This window comes from uncultured Gemella sp., from assembly GCF_963515875.1.
In the GTDB taxonomy this organism is placed as follows: Bacteria; Bacillota; Bacilli; order Staphylococcales; family Gemellaceae; genus Gemella.
Genome location: NZ_CAUPZX010000040.1, coordinates 1 through 16,767, shown reverse-complemented (window position 1 = coordinate 16,767; position 16,767 = coordinate 1). Strand labels below are relative to the sequence as shown.

Sequence of the window (16,767 nt, the reverse complement as noted above, 5' to 3'; positions counted from 1 at the left end):
ACCAAAACATCAATATCTTCATTGATATTTTGGTCGTTTTGTCAACAATCTGAGGAGCAACACAAAATCATTAATTTGTGTTGCTCCTCCTTTTGGACAACTGAATCTTACATATTCTCTCTTAATTTTATATTTATCTCACTTATACTATTTTTAATACTAAAATATCGAACTATTCCTATTAAAACATAAACCACAGTAGCTGTAATCATCATTAAAATTAAAGTAGTAAGACTACTAAACCATTTCAAATAATAACCCGCTAACACAAGTGGTAACATAATAAGAAAATAATGTGATACAAATACTATTACTATGTTATCATTTAACTTACTTTGAAATACTTTACCAGCTAATCCTTGTAATAAACCTAAAATAGCATATACTAAGGTTTGAATTAATACTGCCGTATTTAGATTATCAAAACTCTGAATATACAATGGCATGCCAGGATAAAACTGACCATACAAAATACCAAATATTAGATTAATAACGTTTCCTACTCCTACCCCTAACAACATAAATATTATAATTTTTTGAAATAATTTCATTTTAATACCTCCTATAACTTTTAACATCCTACGTGATACATAACTTATGTCCGAATTTTTATAATTTATAACTATTGTTCCTCTCAATCCTAAATCTAAGCTATGAATATATTTAACATTAGCTATTTCACTTTGAGATATTTTTATAAAATCCTTAGTTAATGTACTCTGCACTTCATATAATTTTTTTCTAACAATAAATCTACCTTCAACTGTAACTACATATACTTTTCTATCTTCAACATATACCCTTATAATATCCTCCGTATTTAATAAACGTACTTTCCCATCTAAAACTCCTATAAAGTAATCTTCCTTATTTTCTATATAATTCACTAAATTTTGAATCTTATCATTCACTTTATTTGCTGATATAGTAACTATTATTTCTTCAAATTTCTTATCTATATTTAATTCTACTTTCACATTTTCACCTCCTTTCATATATTTAATTCAACTTTCATATCTTTAGCTCCTTTCATAATTATATTTTATATAATAAATATTTAAAAATCTATAGATAATGCATATTCGGTTAGTTTTCTTGTTTATTCGGTAAATTATATACTAATTACAAATACTTAACAAATACATATATAATTTATAAAAAAAATATTTAACTAATATAATAACTAAAATCAAAATACGTTTTCTTTTGTTTTTTTCATAAAAGTGAGTTCTTATACTTGATTTTATTGATATTTTGATATAATATACTCTAGTATTAATTTTTAAAAGGAGATATTTTTTATGTTAAATGAATTCAAAAAATTTGCATTTAAAGGAAATGTATTAGATCTTGCTATCGGGGTTATCATCGGGGCTGCATTCGGAAAAATCGTTAGTTCATTAGTAACCGACATTATGATGCCTCTAATCGGATTACTTTTCCCTGCTAAACCAGACTTCACTAACTTAGCATGGAATAATATTAAATACGGTAACTTTATTCAAATTACAATTGACTTCTTAATTACAGCAATCGCAATCTTCATTTTCGTTAAAGCTATCAACACAGCTAAAGATAAAATGTCTAAAGAAGAAGAAGCTGAAGAAAAAGTACCAGAAGTTGATGCTAAGGAAGAGCTTCTTAAAGAAATCCGTGATTTATTAAAAAAATAGTAAATTAAAATTTTAAGGTCTGACAATGTCGGATCTTTTTTTCTATATTCACCCTCCTGAAAAATTTTTTTCTACAAGAAAAAGGGAGTGACTCAAAAATCGTAATTTCTTAGAAATCGATTTTATCGAGTCACTCCTACATATTTTATTGATTTCAAAAAAGCCTTTATAAAGATATTTTTAAAATCAATAAACCACTGTGTCTATGAATTTTCATATAAACTTTGTTAAATTTTAGGGCTTTTTAGATAGCCCCTTCAACTATATTTTATTTATTTACAACATTTGCAGATGTCCCAGTTGTAATTACTTCAACAGCTGCTTCTAATCCACCTTCTACAAGGTTTTGGATTGCAGTTTCTGTATAAAACGCTGTATGAGGTGTGTAGATTACATCATCACGATCTATTAGCGTTTGTAATAATTCATCATCAAACTCTTTTCCTTCAAAGTTTTTAGGAACATATTTACCTTCATTTTCGTAAACATCTAGCCCTGCACCAAGAAGTTTACCACTATCTAAAGCTCGTAAAACAGCCTTAGTATCTACTAGCATGCCACGAGCTGCGTTTAGTAAGATTGAATTATCTTTCATCTTAGCAAGAAATTCATCATTTACCATGTGGTTGTATTCTTTAATAGCCGGCATATGAATAGTAATGATATCAGAGTTCGCTATTAAGTCATCTAGATTCTCAACATAATCTAGTACTTCTTTTGCCGCTTCATTTCGATATACATCATAACCTATAACTTTAGACCCTAAAGCATTGAATAATCGAGCAGCTTGAGTACCTATTCTTCCAGTACCTATAACACCTACTGTTAAAGTTCTAAGCTCACGAGATAATATCCCTGGATTCCAAGAGAAATTATGTTTTTCTATATTGCGTTGAATTTTATTTGTATTTCTACTAATACGCAACGCAGAAGTAAGAACATGTTCAGCAATAGCATTTGGCGAATATGATGGAACATTGGTCATTTTAATCCCAAGCTCTGACATTAATTCTAAATCATAAATATCAAAACCAGCAGAACGTGTCGCAAAAACCTTAACTCCTTGATCCTTTGCATATTCATATACATCGCGTTCGAAAGGTTTGTTTTGAGCTAAAACTACACCTTCTTTTCCTTCTAATAAGTGCTTATTAGCTAATGAAATCTCTTCAGTATAAACATCAACTTCAACCTCAGGGTGAGAATTTCTCCAACTTTCTAAAGCACTCTTTTCATCTTCTCTTAAATTAAAAAATACTAATTTCATACTTTTTTCCTCCTTAGACAAAGCACTAGTTCAATTTTATTCTAGTAAACTTCTAATAAAATCAATATAACTAATTTTACCATAAAAATTAACTAACTAAAACTATTTTATTTTACTTTTCAAAAATTTCTTTAATAATTTCGAACAATTCTCTGTTATTTTCCGCTATTTTATAAATTTCAATATCCTCTGGTAATTTTCGCTTATAGCGATTTATCCAAATTCCTTTCCAGTCTGCATTATTAGCTCCAACTATATCATTTTCTATTGAATCTCCTATATAGTATAGAGAAGCATTAGGAAGTTGTAACTTTTCTTGCATAATCTCAAATATTCTAACATCTGGTTTATTTATACCATAATCTCCAGAGACTATAATATTCTCCCTACTAATCCAGCTTTCAATACCTAATGCCTTTATCTTAGCCCATTGATGTTCACTTAGTCCATTCGTAATAATTCCAAGCTTCACATTATTCTCTTTTGCTAACTCTAAAATACTTATAGTTGTATTAGACATTTGCAATTTTTGTTGATTCTTTTTATATTCTTTTTGCATACTGAGTGCCTGTTCAGCAGTCAAACACACACCTAAATCCTTAGCCGCTTCTTGAATCCTATAAATATGATATTCATCCATAGTCATCTCCCCATTTCTTGAAGCCTCAAATTTTACATCGCTATAATATCTACTTAAAAGATAAAACTTCTCGATATCAATATCCATATCGAATAGACTCTTATACGCATTCTCAAATGGAACTATCTGTTCATACAATGTATCATCCACATCAAAAACAAGACCAATCATTTTATTCTCCTTATAATAAAATCAACTCAATATCATCATAATCACTAGGCTTCGCTCGAAGGTTTAGACTTTCTAATTATTTATTGAGTTGATTCTAAAAATTATTTCATTAGTTTTTCTATTTTATTTTTTGCTTCTTCTAGCGTTTCACTATTTTCTATCATCTCTAAAACTAACTGCAGAAGTATCTCTTTATAAGCCATAAACTGTTCATCCGTCATACCTTCTACGTTATTCATATTATTCATACTATTCTCCATTTCTAAACATATTTTATTTTTAATTATTATATCATATCAACAATTTTTTTATCACCAAATTTATTTTTCCAATCAATTTTAAAGTCTATAACAGACTTATCTGTATAAGGATGCCAAACACTTGTTTCTATTAATTCAGGAGATATAGTTACTGCTCCAGCTCCTTGAAGCAAGACTTCTTGAATCTGTTTTATATTTTTAAAACTCGCAGCCAAAATCTCTGTTGGATAATCTATTAATAAATCACTTATTACAGAAATTATTTCTGTTGCGTCTTGTCCGACATTTTCCATTCTATTCACATACGGCGCTACATAACTTGCTCCATTCATGGCAGCAGCCAATGCTTGCATAGGACTTAGAACTGCTGTAGCTGTCACCTTAATCCCCTCGCTTGAACAGAGTTTAATAGCTTCTAAACCAGCCTTTGTTACAGGAATTTTTATATAAAATGTTTCTCCAAAAAATTTTCTAAGTACTCTTGCTTCACTTAATATTCCTTCAACTTCACTTTCTGTTGTTTGTATATGAATTTCATATTTATCATAAGTAAATTGCTTTAATTCTTTTAAAATATTTTTAATATTTCCTTCTACTTTCGATAAGATTGTTGGATTAGTCGTTATTCCTGTTATCTCTCTATATTTCGATATTTCTTTAATTTTTTCTACATCTGCACTATCTATTAAAATTTTCATTATTTTTCTCCTCTAAAATACTTATAACCTCTCCCAGATTATTAACAATTCTATAAGCTTTTTCTTTACAAACTTCATCTGGTTTAAACATATCAGGAACCATAATAACTTTAGCTCCTGCCGAACTCCCCGCTATCACACCAGCCTTAGAATCTTCTAAAACTAAACACTCTTCTGATTTTACACCTAAGCGCTTTGCAGCTAATAAGAACACATCCGGTGCCGGCTTCCCATTTTCAACCTCAGCTCCACTAGCAAACTCATCTATATATTTCTTCAAGTCAGTCTTTTCCATATTATTTATTATGTGGTTCATACTAGATGATGATGCTACCGCTACTTTATAATTACTATTTTTCAAATATTTTAATAACTCTTCGATATATTGCATTTTCCTTGGCCCTGTGGTAAATAAAATATCTTCTATATATTTATAATGATCATCTACTAGTTGTTTTCCACTAACATCAGAATTTTTGAAATAATTTTCCCAAAAATCATAAATACTTTTAGTAGTAAATCCTAATACTAGAAGTGTCTCTTCTTTTGTCATATCATATCCTTGCTTTTTCGCACTATGAATAAACGCTTCAGTCGCCAAACTTTCCGTATCAACCATTAGTCCATCCATATCAAATAACACAGCTTTTATATCCATTTAACCAACCTCACTTTTTGTTCTTTACAGTTATTATAATAGAAATAATAAAAAATCACAAACTACAAAAAATAGGGGAATCTCCCCTATTTCATCTATTAACCTCTTGTTTTTCCACCTGCTACATTATACGTAACACCATGAACATAACTTGCTCTATCACTTGCTATGTATGTAACTAAATCCGCAACTTCTGATAATTTCCCATCTCTTCCTAGTGGAGTAGTTTTTGTACTTGTATACCCCGCACGAATTTGTTCTACTGTTACTCCACGAGTGTAAGCTAACGCTTCTTCGTAAGCTAATGTTCTAAGTCCTGTCGCTTCTAATATACCTGGTGCTACACCTACTACTCTAACTCCTAATTTACCCAGTTCTTTTGCCCAAGAACGTGTAAGTGAGTTTACAGCATTTTTACTTGCAGCATAAATACTTTGCCCTTCTGATCCTTCTAATCCAGATTCTGAAGACATGTTTACTATTACACCACTACCTTTAGCAACTAGTATACGTCCAACTTCTTGAGAGAAGATAAATAGACCTTTTACATTTATATCCATAATTTTGTCGTATACTTCGTCACTAAACTCATATTTCCCTTCAGGATCATTTTTATCTACTAATAAACGAGGAATATTAATTCCAGCATTATTTACAAGAATATCGATTGTTCCAAATTTTTCTAAAGTTTTAGCTACAACTTCTTTAACATCGCTTCTCTTAGTTACATCACATTTAACATATAGTAATTTATCATTATCAGACTCTTTTTCTGCTAAGTCACTTACTACTACATTACATCCTTGATTTAAGAATTCATCAACTACTGCTGCTCCAATACCTGATGCTCCACCTGTTACTACTACTGTTTTTCCTTCTAAATTTAACCAACTCATAATTATTTCTCCTTATTATTTTTCTATTGTAATTTTTGTATTAATATCAATTGCTGGACAGCTTTTTTCTTCCACTACGATTGCCCCTGGTAATAAATTATCTAAATCACCAGAGAAATGCACTGTTAGATGTCCTAAGTCTACTAGATTTTTCTCAGCTACATCACCTACACCAAGAATTTCAAACTCTTCTCCATCTACTTTTAATGTTTGACCTACTTCAATAGTTGTATTAGTAGGTACTACATCAATTCCATAACAATAATCTTTTAACATATCTGGTGCATTATCTCCAAAAAGGATAAACATCCCATCACCAAATTCACCTACAAGACTTCCTTTACTTTTTATTGTATTTTCATAAATTATCATACTCATTCTTCCTTTGCTTATATTTTTATTCATTCATTTACGGTCGACTATGTCGTTAATGTAGGAAGCGAAGACCGCTTCCTATAAAATTTTAAGAGTACATTCCAAAGCTTGCTAACCAAGCTACGATAACCCTTGGCACCCCAATAATAAATCTTGAGTAAAGTACAGATACTACCCCTACTTCTACTGTTTCTGGTTCAGCTTCTGCAAGACCTAAACCAACTGGGATAAAGTCACAAGCACATTGTGTATTGATTGCAAATAATGCAGGTAATGCTAATTGTGGAGGAATAGTTCCTTTTCCGATTTCAACCCCAATTAATGTACCGATAATTTGTGCAATTACTGCACCAGGTCCAAGTAACGCTGATAATAGTGGAATAGAACATACAAATCCTAAAGCTACTAATCCAAAGATGTTTCCTGCTAACGGAGTTAATAATTTAGCAAACCAGTTACCAAATCCTGATCCTTGGATAACCCCTATTAACATCGCAACAAATGCCATAAATGGTAAAATTGTTGTAATCATTGATTGAACTGCATCTCTTGCAGCTTGGTATAATGTATGAACTACTTTACCAGCACCCATACCGATTTTTTGAATAACAGATGATTTAGCATTTTCTGCTAAACTTTGTGAAACTTTTTTATCTGCACTATATTTAAATTCACGTTTTGGTTCTTCTTGAGTTTTTTCCTCAACTACTACTTCTTCACTACCTTCAGCTAATGAGATTTGATCTAATCCTACAGCTGAAACATAAATATATTCTTTAATAAATTTAGCAAGTGGTCCACTTGGTCCAACAGGCATAATGTTAACTGTTGGAATTCTTTTTTGTGGATAAATACCACAACGTAATGTTCCACCACAGTCAATAATTGCTAAGAAAATTTCTTCGTCTGGTACTGATGTTTTAAATCCATTAACCGCTGTAGCACCTGTTAATTTTACGATTTTTTCTACGATTTCAGGTTCAGCTCCACCACCTGTGATATATAAAATTTTATCTTTCCCTGGTTTTGGAGTTACTACTAAAGGCCCACCGAAACCACCACTACCTTTTTCTATTTTAATTGTTCCGTATGTCATAATTATTTCTCCTAATCCTACGCTTTTAATTCATTACTTAATTCAATTTTTTGTTGTTTCATAACAATTTTTGTTGTGAAATCTGTAACCCATCCAGCAAAGAAGTTCATTACTAACCCTACAAGAAGGTATCTAATTGCTAATGGTGTAACGTCTAATCCTAATTGAGTAATTCCATTTGCAATACCTAAGTAGATGAAAATTTCACCAACGTTAATGTGTGGAAATATCCCACTGTTTGTATGACAGTGATATGATGCAGATGCATAATAACTAGGTTTCATACGTTCTGGTAAAAATTTACCCATTGATAATGCCATAGGGTTTGCTAACATAAATGCAGAAACGAATGGTAAAATTCCGTAAGCTAAAATTACATTTTTAGAACACACTTTAGCAAATTTTTCTACTCTGTGTGGTCCAATAAAAGCAACTAATGCATTCATAAATACAAGTAGTAATAATACTTTCGGTACGATTCCTCCAACCCAACTTACGAATACTTTTGCACCTTCGTCAAATAAACCTGTAAAGCCTGATGCTAATTTAACAATATAATCCATATTGTCCTCCTTATAATATTTAATTTAATTTTAATTTTTTTGCTAATTTCCCAAATGGACTTAGCTCCATTTCAACCTGTCCACCAGCAGAAATTGTTTTATAATTAACAACTCCGTCAAGCACTGCACTAGTTAAAGATGCTGATAGTTTTATCGCTTTACAATCTTCTCTATTTATAGTCCCTACTTTAAGACCATTGAAATATTCAAATTTTTTAAATCTAGCAAGTACTGTTACTCCTTGCATAGCTTCTCCAGTGATAACCTTATCATTATCGTCTATAGCTAGCATAACAATTGCTCCCGCACGTGCAGCACCTTTTTTTCTTCCTATTACTACTCTACCTATTCGTCTAAGTTTACTATAGCTTCGTTTGAAACTATTTAACTGAACATAAGTTAAAGCATATTGTAAAATAAATGCTAAAATAAAGAGTATTCCTAAAACTATTAAATTCATATGTCCTCCTAATTGCTATCTATATAAATTAGTATTTTTTATAAAGTAATTTACTAATAAGTCATAATTATCTATTTTAGATATATCTGTAATTAATTTTTCATCTTTAATAATAGAAATTAATTCATCATAGGTTTTAGCTAAAATCAACCCATTTTTTTCTCCTTCAGGTACACACGCCATAAATATTAGTTTTAAGTCTTTATTATCCTTAAATCCTTTTTCGCTTACCCCTAGAGCAATTATTAAATCATCTCCCAGTTTATTTATCGTATGTGGAAATGCTACATTTTTCTCAAAAATCATAGACGATTTTTTTTCTCTTTCTCTGATTCTCTTTAAAAACTTATCATCTACTAAATGCTGTTTTATTAACTCTTCTATCATAAAATCAATATTTTCAGCATATGTTTTTTTGCTATCACATTTGAAAAATGTCTCTTCTCTCATCGAGCTTAGCAATACTGATTCCATTCCTCGAATACTAGGATTATTCATTTTATTAACATATTGTAGAAAATTAATTTCTTTTTTCAAGTACATCTTATCTAAAATTTCATTTTGATAAATAACCGGCATTTCTGTTTCAAACTTCATATCCTCAGTAGAAATTATAATATTAAATTTACTATAATCAACTTTTTCAAAAGTGGTGTATGCTGATACTTGTGAATTTACTATTATACTTTCTATTTCATTTATCATAAGTTTGCTATATGCTGGTCCTGAATTAGTTATCAACAAGACACTTAGATTTTCAGATTGAACTTTTATTTTCTTCAATAACGTTTCAAAATATATTGCTAGATAACTAATTTCATCTTCTGAAACTATATAGTTATACTTATTGTTAATTACTTTACTGGCAGTTTTAGCAATTTTATATGATACCGGATATTGTTCTTTAATTTTCTCTTTCATATTGTTGTTATATCTAACACCGTATTTTAATCGTTCCATTAAGAAGTATATATGATAGATAAATTCTTCAATTATATCCGAAGTATCAAATTCAAGTCCATACTCGTAAACAACTGTTTCTAAAATTTCCTGAACAAGTTTTGTATACTCTTCAGTATATTTTAGATTTTCTCTTATTTTATTTATTTTTGTAGGAACTCTCATCGTAGCAAAGCAAATCGCTAAAAATTTGATTTCATCAGTAGATAAGCTTATCTTATATTTATTCTCTATATAATCACTTATCTCGTTAATAAAAGGTTGTGCGTAGTTGTTTAATAATTCTTCATATTGCTTTTCTTCAAAGTTTAGATAAAAGCCATTAGCAAATCGATCTAAAGACACTGTTAAGTATCTGAAAAATTCAGCTTTTGCCTGTTTATCAATTTTGTACTTTTCAAATGTTTCATCAAAAAACATATTATCATCTTTATCAAAAATATCTTCCTTGTACATATAATTAAAAATATTTTCTAAAATAAAAATTCTAATATCTTTTTCTAGACCAACTACTTTAATACCTGTATTAGGTTTTCCTTTTATAACAAGATTATAACTACTTATAATGTCATTTAATTTTTTTATATCGGAATTTAAAGTTGTTCTACTAACTATCATTTCAAAAGCTAAATCGTCTATTAGTGCACTTTCGCCCGATGAAACTAATGTCTTAAATATATATACTAGCCTTACCTTACTAGAATCAAAATTAACACTAGCTTCATATATAGATCTTTTTCTCTTTAAGTATTCTTCTAACTTTGTAATAAAAAGACTATAATTTGAATTTTTATTTTCTATGTATGCACAGTCTTCAAATAATTCATTTAAAGATTTTATTTCATTACTAATAGTTTTTGAACTTACCTTTAATACATCTAGTAAGTATTGATCCTGAACTAAAAAGTTAGATTCTAGTATATTTAGTAGTCTCAAACTTCTATTATCATAATTAAAAATCTCCATTTGCTTCACCACCTACATTTATTATAATGTTAGCGTTTCAAAAAATTAATACAGTTATTTTCTCTTAAAAAGAAAAACGCTTTAATTTTTTATAAAACCCTACTCTCATGAGTTTAACTACATATATTTCTAAACAAAATAATTTATATAATATAGTTTTAAATAGAAAAAGCATCCTCAAAAAATTGAGGATGCTTTTACTTATTTTATAGACTTTCTATAATATTTTTTACTATATTATCTACGGTTAAACCATTTTCTTCCATTAATTCTTCTACTTTATATCTATCATAGAATTTTTTATTTATTCCATAGTTTTGTACTTTTAAGCCTATATTTCCTAGGAAGCTTGCTACAATTTGACCGTATCCACCTTCTACTATACCATCTTCAATCGTTACAACTAACTTATGATTTTCTTCTAAAGAATTTAATAATTCTTTATCCAAACCTGTTAAGAACTTTGGATTTACTAATGTTGCTTCTATATTATGTTTAGATTTCAGTTGTTCAACGACTTTTTCAGCTAAGCCATAAAAGTTTCCAACTCCAAATATCGCAATCTGTTTTCCAGCTTTAACTACTTTATTCTTATTTAATATAGAATAATCTGTTGTATCTTCTTCGCTAGTTTCCACAACACTTCCTACAGGAACTCTAATAGCTACTGGATGATTATTTTGATTAATTGCCCAATCTAACATCGCTAAGTGCTCTTCTTTATTAGTAGGTGCTAAATAAACAAAGTTTGGTATATGAGATATAAATGGTATATCAAAAAATCCTAGATGACTTTCATCATTCATTGATTTTATTGATGCGCCGTAGACTAATACTACCCCTGCTTGATTATTTAATGCCATATCATGAGAAAGTTGATCATATGCTCTTTGTAAGAATGTAGAAAATACTGACCAAATAGGTTTTGCTCCATTTTTAGCTAATCCTGTTGTCATAGTTGCTGCTTGTTGTTCTGCAATACCAACATCTACAAATTGATTTCTAAATTTTTCTCTTATTTCTCTATCGAAAACTATTCTTGGTGTCCCTGCATTTACAACAATAGCTAATGAATCTTCTTCTAATTTTTTAGCTAAATATTGAGATGTAATACCATTGTATGTTTGAGAAGAGGCCCCTTGATTTTTATATTCTCCAGTTTCTAAACTAAACGGTCCACCAGCATGGAATTTTTCATGGTCTTTTTCTGCCGGTTCAAATCCTTTACCTTTTTCTGTGTAAATGTGTAATACTACCGGATGATCTATATCTTTTACTTCTTTAAATAATGAAATTAGTTCTTCTAAGTTATTACCATCTTCTAAGTAGTGATAATCATATCCTAATGCTTTAAAAATATTGTTTGTTACCTGACCTTTATTTTCACGTAACTCTCTTAATGCAGTATATATACCACCTTTAGGATTTTTAGCAATAGATTGGTCATTATCATTTATTATAGTTATTGCATTAGTTCCTAATGTAGCTATTGTATTTAGACTCTCATAGGCCATTCCACCTGATAAAGAACCATCTCCAATAATTGCCACAACATTTCCTTTTTCTTTCTTTAAATCTCTTGCGTGCAGTATACCACTTGCTAACGATAATGAAGTTTAGGTATGTCCAATAGTAAAAAGATCATGCTCACTTTCTTTTGGATTCGTATATCCAGAAATATCATCATAATATTTAGGGTCTATAAATGCCTTTTGGCGTCCTGTTAGCATTTTACGAATATAAGTTTGATGCGATACATCAAAAATTATCTTATCTACAGGTGAATCGAATACATGATGTGAGGCAACTGTCATCTCCACCATTCCTAAATTCGGTCCACTATGGCCTCCGTGAGAACTAATTTTTTATAATAATACCGTTCTTGTTTCATCGGCCAGAGTTTGTAATTCTTCTATTGTTAATTTTTTTAAGATCCTGAGGTCCTGAAATTTTTTCTAAAATCATATTTATCCCTCCTATTTCTATCAATTTGTATTAATATCATTATAACATAAATTAATCTAGCCTAAGTATTCATTTTTATTATAGGTTTAGTAATACTTTTTATTATTCTTTGATAGTTATTAAATGCCTCAATCAATAAATATAAATATAATTAGAGATAAAGTGTGTAACTTTCTAAATTAATTCCAACATTATCAAAGCCTTAACATCTTATTTTATTAACCTTTTAATACTTACACTTTGTATAAAAGTGAATTTTTTATTTCACTTTTCAGTTGAAAAAATTTTATTTTTATTATATCATATAAGAACGTAGTTAAATATAACTATTTAAAAACAATGTACAAGAGGTTAATTTTATGAAAACAGCTTTTGTGTGCGATTCAGCACTACAAATTAATAAAAACTTTGAAAAAAACAATCCAATTACAGTTATCCCTGTTGAAGTTCGTCTTGATGATGAAGTTTTCGAGGATAACGTTACTATAACTCCTGACGAATTTTATAAAAGAATACATAATGGACAAAAGCCTAGCACAAGCCAACCTGCAGTAGGGAAAATCTTAAGAATTTATGAAGAACTTAAACAACAAGGCGTAGAGCGCATCGTTGCTTTCAGCGTCTCTTCAAAACTATCAGGGACATATTCTTCTTTCGTACAAGCTAAAGAACTTATTGATGGTATTGAAATCAAGATAATCGATACTTTTCAAATAGCACGAATGGTAGGAATTGCTATCGAGAAAATAATTAAAGAATTCGAAGAAGGTAGTTTATCCTTTGAAAATATTGAAGCTAGATATACTGAGCTTTCCGCACAACACAATGTTCTTGTAACTGTAGAAACTATGGAATATGTATATGCTGGAGGTAGACTTACTAAAACTCAATTCGTCCTATCAAACCTGCTAAATATCCTTCCTATTATTACCATCAAGGATGGACTTCTTACTGTCAGCGGAAAACACAGAGGAATGAATAAAGTTCTTTCAAAAATGTGTGAAGAAATTAAAGAAAAAAATCCAAAGAGTTTATTTGTTCTTTATACAACTGATGAATTATTAGAAAAAGCAATGGTATCTATCAAGAAAACTTTTGGTGATATAGAAGTTGAAACAGAAATTATTTCTCCTGTAATTGGATCTCACGCAGGACCTAAAGCTATTGCAATAGGATATTTAGGTTACGACAAATAAAACACAAAAACACCTTAGAATTAGATTACAAACTAATCCTAAGGTGTTTTTCTATTAAACTATTTTAAAATTTGTTTCTACTAACACAGCTTGAAGATCTTCCTTCGAAACATCTCCCTCTACTACAATAGTTTTTTCTTGAATATTTATTTCAACATTATCAACATTATCTAGTTTTGATAATTTTTCTTTAACAACAGCGACACAACCACCACATTTTACGCCTTCGATATTATATTCATTTTTCATAATTTATCCTTCTTTCTTTTTATTGATTTTATTAATTTAATTTTACTCTTTTTAATCTTAACGCATTTAGAACTACAGATATAGAACTAAAACTCATTGCAGCTCCTGCCAACATCGGATTTAACAATGGTCCTCCGAATATGTAGAATACTCCCATCGCAAAAGGAATACCTATAACATTATAGAAGAATGCCCAGAATAGATTTTCTTTAATATTTGTTATAGTTTTTTTACTTAAAACTATAGCATTAACAACAGAATTTAAGTCAGGTTTCATTAGCACTATATCTGCCGCATCGATTGCTACATCTGTTCCTGTTCCTACAGCTATTCCGACTTCAGCTTGTACTAAAGCCGGCGCATCATTAATACCATCACCAACCATTGCTACCTTTTTACCTTGAGCTTGAAGCTTTTTAATTTCATTTGCTTTATCTTCTGGTAAAACTTCACTAACAACTTTGTCTATCAATAATTGTTCTGCAATTACTTGCGCAGTTTTTTTATTGTCACCAGTCAACATAACTACCTCTAACCCTAAATTATGTAATCTTTCAACAGTTTCTAAACTACTCGCTTTAATCTGATCAGCAACAGCTATAATTCCTGCAAGTTCAGAGTCTATAGCTATGAATAATGGTGTTTTTCCTTCTGAAGCAAATTTCTCTGCTTTTTCAACTGAATCTTTTGTAGAAATATTATTTTCCACCATTAATTTCTCATTACCAATAAGTACTGACTTTCCATCAACTATTGATGAAATACCTAATCCTGTTAACGAACTAAAATCTTTAACTTCTAACAAATCTAAATTTCTATTTTTAGCTTCATCTACGATTGCTAAACCTAATGGGTGTTCAGAAAGATATTCTACACTCGCTGCAAATTGCAAGAGAACTTCTTCTTTTAAATTATTAAATGTCATTATATCAGTTACTGAAATTTTACCTTCTGTCAATGTTCCAGTTTTATCAAAAACAACAGTATCAACTTCTTTAGCTAACTGTAAAGCTTCTGAACTTTTTATTAAAATACCGTGTTCAGCTCCCTTACCTGTACCTACCATTATAGCTGTCGGTGTAGCTAAACCTAAGGCACACGGACAAGCAATAACAAGCACTGCGATAATAATTTTTAGAGAAAAACTCCAAGATGCATCTCCAACAAAGTACCATAAAATTCCAGCTATTAGTGCTAAAACAATAACGATAGGAACAAATACTCCTGAAATTTTATCTGCAAGTTTTGCAATCGGAGCTTTAGAATTTTGAGCATCTTCAACAAGTTTAATAATCTGTGATAAAGTAGTATCTTTTCCAACTTTGGTAACTTTCATTTTGAAAACACCTGTTTTATTGATACTTGCTCCTACTACTTTACTATTAATGTCTTTTTCTACAGGGATACTTTCCCCTGTTAACATCGATTCATCTACAGTCGAACGACCTTCAATCACGACTCCATCAAGAGGTACTTTTTCACCAGGACGAACAAGAAGTATATCACCTGTAGATATTTCATCTACGGCTACTACATGTTCTTCACCATCTATAATTAAATTAGCTGTTTTTGGCACTAACCCAACCAACTTACTAATAGCATTTGTAGTACGACTTTTCGATACTCCTTCAAAGTATTTACCTAGTGTAATCAATGTTAAGATTACCGCTGCAGATTCATAGTACAAATTCATAGCTGCATGTTCATCACCTAAATATACTAATATCGTTGAATAAATACTGTATAAGAATGCTGCCCCTGCTCCTAACGCTACTAAAGAATCCATATTAGGTTTTCTTCTAAGAAGAGCTCTAATTCCTACACTAAAGAATTTTCTACCAAAATACGAAACAGGTAACACCAGAATAAACTGTACAGTTGAAAATAATTTTGGATTTCCCATTGGACTTAAACTTTCCAACATAGGTAATCCCACCATCTCAGCCATCGCTATGTACAACACAGGCACTGTAAATATAGCTGAATAAATAAATCTTTTCCAAATACTATCTATTTCTTGTTGTTTTTTCTCAGCTTGGTCATCTACCGAATTATCTATCTCTAATCTTGCTTTATAGCCCGCTTCTTCTACTTTTCTCTCAATCTCAGCTACACTTAATTTTTCTTTATCAAATTCTACTACCATCTTCTCAGTAGCGAAATTTACAATGGCTTTTTCTGTTCCATCTAAAGATGAAATCGTATCTTCTATATTTTTCGCGCACGTTGCACAACTCATTCCTTCTAATATGAATGTTCGCTCTTCTACACTAGAAATATAAGTAAGCTTATACCCCAATTTTTCTACAATCTTTTCTACTTTCGTTCTATCTATTCCCTCTCCTCTGACAAGAGTAAGTTTACTTGTTGCAAGGTTTACATTGACATCTGATAAATTATCAACTTGTTTTAAACTATCTTCAATATGTGCTGCACAAGAAGCACAGCTCATCCCTTCAATTAAATATGTTTCATTTTTTACCATATATTAATCACACCTTCTCTTAAATATTTTTATTCGTCTACATTTGTAGTCTTTGTTATAAATTAAGTATACTACCATCTAAAAGTATAGTCAACAATATTTTAAATAATCAATAACAGCTATCATTATGATATAGGGAGTGACTCAAAAATCGTGATTTCGTAGAAATGATATGTACCCCTTTTACTG

General features: G+C 30.1%; 16 protein-coding genes and 1 pseudogene. 2 read left to right on the top strand and 15 right to left on the bottom strand.

What is annotated here, in order from left to right; all coding sequences use genetic code 11:
* Positions 1-107 precede the first annotated feature (107 nt).
* Complete coding sequence (locus RWL85_RS07010; RefSeq protein ID WP_314086478.1) at positions 108-977, bottom strand: LytTR family transcriptional regulator DNA-binding domain-containing protein; 870 nt, start codon at positions 975-977, stop codon at positions 108-110.
* 324 nt (positions 978-1,301) lie between these two features.
* Here RWL85_RS07010 and mscL point away from each other — a divergent pair, with 324 nt between their 5' ends.
* Positions 1,302-1,673 carry a large conductance mechanosensitive channel protein MscL gene (gene mscL, locus RWL85_RS07005; RefSeq protein WP_314086475.1) on the top strand — a complete coding sequence of 124 codons (372 nt, stop codon included), beginning with the start codon at positions 1,302-1,304 and terminating at the stop codon, positions 1,671-1,673.
* A 268-nt stretch (positions 1,674-1,941) separates the two neighbouring features.
* Here mscL and RWL85_RS07000 read toward each other — a convergent pair whose 3' ends face one another.
* The 12 genes and pseudogenes from RWL85_RS07000 to RWL85_RS06945 all read right to left on the bottom strand — a co-directional run bounded on the left by RWL85_RS07000 (position 1,942) and on the right by RWL85_RS06945 (position 12,497).
* The gene (locus tag RWL85_RS07000; RefSeq protein ID WP_314086473.1) at positions 1,942-2,940 is read right to left on the bottom strand and encodes a D-2-hydroxyacid dehydrogenase; all 999 of its coding nucleotides are present in this window, start codon (positions 2,938-2,940) and stop codon (positions 1,942-1,944) included.
* A gap of 112 nt (positions 2,941-3,052) precedes the next feature.
* Positions 3,053-3,751, bottom strand: a complete 699-nt coding sequence (locus RWL85_RS06995) for an HAD family hydrolase (RefSeq protein ID WP_314086471.1) — start codon at positions 3,749-3,751, stop codon at positions 3,053-3,055.
* Positions 3,752-3,852: 101 nt separating this feature from the next.
* A complete protein-coding gene (locus tag RWL85_RS06990) occupies positions 3,853-3,999 on the bottom strand; it encodes a hypothetical protein (RefSeq protein ID WP_314086469.1) in 147 nt (48 codons plus the stop codon).
* Between the two features lie 38 nt (positions 4,000-4,037).
* A complete protein-coding gene (locus RWL85_RS06985; RefSeq protein ID WP_314086467.1) occupies positions 4,038-4,709 on the bottom strand; it encodes a transaldolase family protein in 672 nt (223 codons plus the stop codon).
* The gene (locus RWL85_RS06980; RefSeq protein WP_314086465.1) at positions 4,690-5,367 is read right to left on the bottom strand and encodes an HAD family phosphatase; all 678 of its coding nucleotides are present in this window, start codon (positions 5,365-5,367) and stop codon (positions 4,690-4,692) included. The genes RWL85_RS06985 and RWL85_RS06980 overlap by 20 nt, the downstream gene beginning before the upstream one ends.
* Before the next feature lie 98 nt (positions 5,368-5,465).
* A complete protein-coding gene (locus RWL85_RS06975; RefSeq protein WP_314086463.1) occupies positions 5,466-6,263 on the bottom strand; it encodes an SDR family oxidoreductase in 798 nt (265 codons plus the stop codon).
* Between the two features lie 15 nt (positions 6,264-6,278).
* A complete protein-coding gene (locus RWL85_RS06970; RefSeq protein WP_006364084.1) occupies positions 6,279-6,635 on the bottom strand; it encodes a PTS glucitol/sorbitol transporter subunit IIA in 357 nt (118 codons plus the stop codon).
* A gap of 91 nt (positions 6,636-6,726) precedes the next feature.
* A complete protein-coding gene (locus RWL85_RS06965) occupies positions 6,727-7,734 on the bottom strand; it encodes a glucitol/sorbitol-specific PTS transporter subunit IIBC (RefSeq protein ID WP_314086460.1) in 1,008 nt (335 codons plus the stop codon).
* A gap of 17 nt (positions 7,735-7,751) precedes the next feature.
* Positions 7,752-8,297, bottom strand: a complete 546-nt coding sequence (locus RWL85_RS06960; RefSeq protein ID WP_006364082.1) for a PTS glucitol/sorbitol transporter subunit IIC — start codon at positions 8,295-8,297, stop codon at positions 7,752-7,754.
* Between the two features lie 19 nt (positions 8,298-8,316).
* Positions 8,317-8,757, bottom strand: a complete 441-nt coding sequence (locus tag RWL85_RS06955; protein WP_314086457.1) for a transcriptional regulator GutM — start codon at positions 8,755-8,757, stop codon at positions 8,317-8,319.
* Positions 8,758-8,772: 15 nt separating this feature from the next.
* Positions 8,773-10,683, bottom strand: a complete 1,911-nt coding sequence (locus RWL85_RS06950; protein ID WP_314086454.1) for a PRD domain-containing protein — start codon at positions 10,681-10,683, stop codon at positions 8,773-8,775.
* A 206-nt stretch (positions 10,684-10,889) separates the two neighbouring features.
* Positions 10,890-12,497: pseudogene (locus tag RWL85_RS06945) on the bottom strand (1-deoxy-D-xylulose-5-phosphate synthase).
* 510 nt (positions 12,498-13,007) lie between these two features.
* On the opposite strand from RWL85_RS06945, the gene RWL85_RS06940 reads away from it, so the two are divergent.
* On the top strand, positions 13,008-13,844 hold the full coding sequence (locus RWL85_RS06940; protein ID WP_314086452.1) for a DegV family protein: 837 nt from the start codon (positions 13,008-13,010) through the stop codon (positions 13,842-13,844).
* 54 nt (positions 13,845-13,898) lie between these two features.
* Here RWL85_RS06940 and RWL85_RS06935 read toward each other — a convergent pair whose 3' ends face one another.
* On the bottom strand, positions 13,899-14,093 hold the full coding sequence (locus tag RWL85_RS06935; protein ID WP_314086448.1) for a heavy metal-associated domain-containing protein: 195 nt from the start codon (positions 14,091-14,093) through the stop codon (positions 13,899-13,901).
* Positions 14,094-14,124: 31 nt separating this feature from the next.
* Positions 14,125-16,578 (bottom strand): heavy metal translocating P-type ATPase, encoded by a 2,454-nt coding sequence (locus RWL85_RS06930; RefSeq protein WP_314086446.1) that lies wholly within the window; start codon positions 16,576-16,578, stop codon positions 14,125-14,127.
* Positions 16,579-16,767 lie beyond the last annotated feature (189 nt).